Source organism: Microbacterium sp. K35, assembly GCF_004794375.1.
GTDB lineage: Bacteria > Actinomycetota > Actinomycetes > Actinomycetales > Microbacteriaceae > Microbacterium > Microbacterium sufflavum.
The window spans coordinates 1-3,556 of record NZ_SSDM01000068.1 but is presented as its reverse complement, the minus strand read 5'-3'; the positions used below and the strand labels follow the sequence as shown (position 1 = coordinate 3,556).

Genomic DNA, 3,556 nt, shown 5'->3' with positions numbered 1-3,556 from the left:
GGCTCGGGCTGCGCGACCTGGGGGGCCGCATCGACGCCGGGGAGTCGGAGGTGCTGGTGGGAGCCGTCGCGCTCGCCGGCTGGTTGCGCGACGCGCCGTTCTGCCCGACCTGCGGCGGCGGTACCGAGCTGCGTCAGGCCGGCTGGTCGCGCCGCTGCCTGGTGTGCGGGCGCGAGCACTTCCCCCGGACGGATCCCGCGGTGATCGTCGCGGTCGAGAGCGCCGACGGTGAGCGGCTGCTGCTCGGGGCGAACGCCAACTGGGGCGGCCGCATGTACTCGTGCTTCGCGGGCTTCACGGAGGCGGGCGAGTCGCTCGAGTCCACGGTGCACCGGGAGATCGAGGAGGAGTCGGGCGTGCGTCTCTCCGACGTGCGGTACGTCTCCTCGCAGGCGTGGCCGTTCCCCCGCTCGCTCATGGTCGGATTCCGGGCCGTCGTCGAGGACGAGGCGGCCGCCCGCGCGGACGGCGAGGAGATCATCGACGTGCGCTGGTTCACGCGCGACGAGATCGGTTCCGCGCTCGCGGGGGAGGGGCCGGTCGGTCTCCCCGGCCCCGCGTCGATCGCGCGCGCCCTGATCGTGCAGTGGTACGAGGAGCGCGCGTGAGCGCACTCGACGCCCTGGACGAGCGGCAGCGGGCAGCGGCCTCCGTCCTGCGGGGCCCCGTCGCCGTGCTCGCGGGGGCCGGGACGGGCAAGACCCGTGTGATCACGCACCGCATCGCCCACGGCGTCGACACCGGCGCGTACTCGCCGTCCCGCGTGATGGCGGTGACGTTCACGGCGAAGGCGGCCGGCGAGCTGCGCGGACGCCTTCGTGCCCTGGGCGTGGAGGGCGTCGCTGCTCGCACGTTCCATGCGGCGGCGCTCGCGCAGTTGAACTTCTTCTGGCCCACGCTGGCTGGCTCGCCCGCGCCGTCGATCATCGACAATAAGGTGCGCATGCTCGGGCAGGCGGCCGACGCGCTGCGCCTGCGACCGAGCACGGCGACCCTGCGCGACATCGCCTCCGAGATCGAGTGGCGCAAGGTGTCGATGCTGTCGATCGACCGGTACGCGGAGCTCGGCCGACCCGTCAGCGGGATCGACGCGGGACAGCTCGTCGAGCTGATGCGCGGCTACGAGGCGCTGAAGGACGAGCGGCATCAGCTCGACTTCGAGGATGTGCTCCTCGCGTGCGCCGGGATGCTCGAGGCGGAGCCGCGGGTCGCGGCCTCGGTGCACGAGCAGTACCGCCACTTCACGGTCGACGAGTTCCAGGACGTCTCCCCGTTGCAGAACCGACTGCTCGAGCTGTGGCTGGGCGACCGCCGCGATATCTGCGTGGTGGGCGACGCAAGCCAGACGATCTACTCCTTCGCGGGCGCCGAGCAGCGGTTCCTGCTCGAGTTCGAGCGCCGCCACCCGGATGCCACGGTCGTGCGACTGGAGACCAACTACCGGTCGCAGGAGCCCATCCTGACGGCGGCCAATGCGTTGATGCGGGGTCGACCCGGCGCACTCGAGCTCGTCCCGGCCCGCGAGCAGTTCACTGCGGATGCCCCGACCGTCACGGCGTACGACTCGGAGTCCGACGAGGCGGCGGGCATCGCGGCCGGTGTCGCTGCCCGGATCGCGGCCGGAGCCTCGCCCGCCGAGATCGCGGTGCTGTACCGCGCCCACGCCCAGTCGGCCGTGCTGCAGCAGGCGCTCGCCGCGGAGGGCATCGCCACCTCGGTGCTCGGCGGCACCCGGTTCTTCGCGATGCCGGAGGTGCGGCAGGCGATCCTCGCACTGCGGGCCGCGGCCGTGGCCCCGACCGAGCATGGCTTCCTGCCCGGTGTCCGCCGCGTGCTGAAGGAGCTGGGTCTGACGGAGGAGCCGCCCGCCGCGGGTGGTGCGCAGCGCGACGGCTGGGAGGCGCGCCGGGCGATCCTGCGCCTGGCGGAGGAGGCGGGACCGGACGAGACGCTGCGGTCGTTCAGTGACGCGCTGATGGCGCGGGCGAAGGACCAGCACGAGCCGACGCTGCGCACCGTGACCCTGTCCACGCTGCATGCGGCGAAGGGCCTCGAGTGGCCGCACGTGTACCTCGCGGGCTGGGCGGAGGGCGCGCTGCCGATCTCCTACGCCACGACGTTCGAGGCGATCGACGAGGAGAGGCGGCTGGCGTATGTGGGCGTCACGCGGGCCGCGCGAACGCTGGAGATCTCCTGGTCGCGATCGGCAGGTCGAGGGGAGCGGGCACCGTCGCGGTTCCTGGCCGAGATGGGGACGACGGCTCGCGGCACAGGCATTCTGCGCGAAACGACACCGAACGCCACACGCGCCGCCCGTCGGCGCTGACCCGCACGAGCCGGGCGGGGTCGGACGAGGCGAGCAGGACGGCCGTGAGTCGAGCGGCTTCGCCGACTCGCGACGCGGGGATGCGCCCGGGGTCGCGCCCGATCAGCTGACTGTGCACGAGGGGCCACGCGGGGTCGCGCTCGGTGTCCTCGATGTCGCGGCAGCTGAGACAGGGCGTCTCGCCAGGAATCACCAGCGGTCCCACGGTCACGCGTCCGGGCTCGAAGGCCAGGGGCAGGTGCGGGCGGTCCTCGCGCAGGTGCACGGCGAACTGCACGGCCGCTGCCGCTCCCGGTACCAGCACGACCGCGACGGCATCCGCCTGATCCGGAGCGCCCGCCGGAACGCCTTCGTCGGCCAGGGCCTCCCGCAGTCGTCCTTCGGCCCGCGGATCCGTGAGACCGAGGCTGCTCGTCCAGACGGCCCGGAGGGGGGACGGGTCGTCGGTGAGTGCGGGGTCGACGAGGGCGAGCAGCCGTCGGGCGTCGTCCCAGGGGGCGCCCGCCGCATGGGCGATCACGTCGAACGCGCTGCGCCGGAATCCGCGGCGCATACGGCTGAGGAGCGGCTCCACCCAGGACTGCTCCGCGGGAAGGCGGAGGGTCCCGTCGTCGCCGAGTTGCAGCGTGGTGGCGTCGCGCCACAGCAGCGGTCGCGCCGGGTCGAGGCGGGTGAGGGTGGGCGGGGTGAGTGGCATCCGTCCGATTCTCGTGCGGACCGTCCGTGCGCGGAGAGCACGCGTGCGCATCGGTGGACAACTCGGGCGGGTGCCCGCGCTCGGGGAGGAGGAGTGCCGCGACGGTCGCGCCACGGCGGGCGGGCTCAGACCGGGCGGTCGCCCTCCGGTGCCGCATCGCCGTCCTGATCGCGGTCGTCGCGCTCCTCCGTGCCGTCGGCGGAGGTCGAGTCGCGCCCCTCCTCCTCGCCGGAGAAGTCGTCGCCGTCGAGCAGACGGGCGAGCGCCTCATCGAACTCGTCGGCCACGGGCTGCTCGCCGCGCTCGGCGGCCTGGAGCCGCGCGATGAGAGCCGTGGGGTCGTCGATGTCCTCGGCGCTCGGCATGAGGTCGGGGTAGTCCCACAGGGAGTCGCGCGCGGCCACGCCGACCGCGTCGGTCACGGCCTGCCACATCGCCGAGGCCTCCCTCATCCGCCGGGGGCGGAGCTTCAGCCCGACCAGGGCGCCGAGGGCGTCCTCCGCCGGGCCGCCGACGTGGATGACCTCATGCGG

At 73.7% G+C, this 3,556-nt stretch carries 3 protein-coding genes; 2 read left to right on the top strand and 1 reads right to left on the bottom strand.

From position 1 onward, the window contains the following. On the top strand, nucleotides 1-608 hold a 608-nt coding region (gene nudC / locus DW299_RS01880), incomplete at its 5' end, for an NAD(+) diphosphatase (RefSeq protein ID WP_136035436.1). Then, the gene (locus DW299_RS01875) at nucleotides 605-2,326 is read left to right on the top strand and encodes an ATP-dependent helicase (RefSeq protein WP_136035435.1); all 1,722 of its coding nucleotides are present in this window, start codon (nucleotides 605-607) and stop codon (nucleotides 2,324-2,326) included. The genes nudC and DW299_RS01875, both read left to right, overlap by 4 nt. 822 nt (nucleotides 2,327-3,148) lie before the next feature. On the opposite strand, the gene DW299_RS01870 is transcribed toward DW299_RS01875, so the two are convergent. Then, nucleotides 3,149-3,556 (bottom strand): zinc-dependent metalloprotease (locus DW299_RS01870; RefSeq protein ID WP_136035434.1); only part of this gene is annotated, 408 nt, incomplete at its 5' end.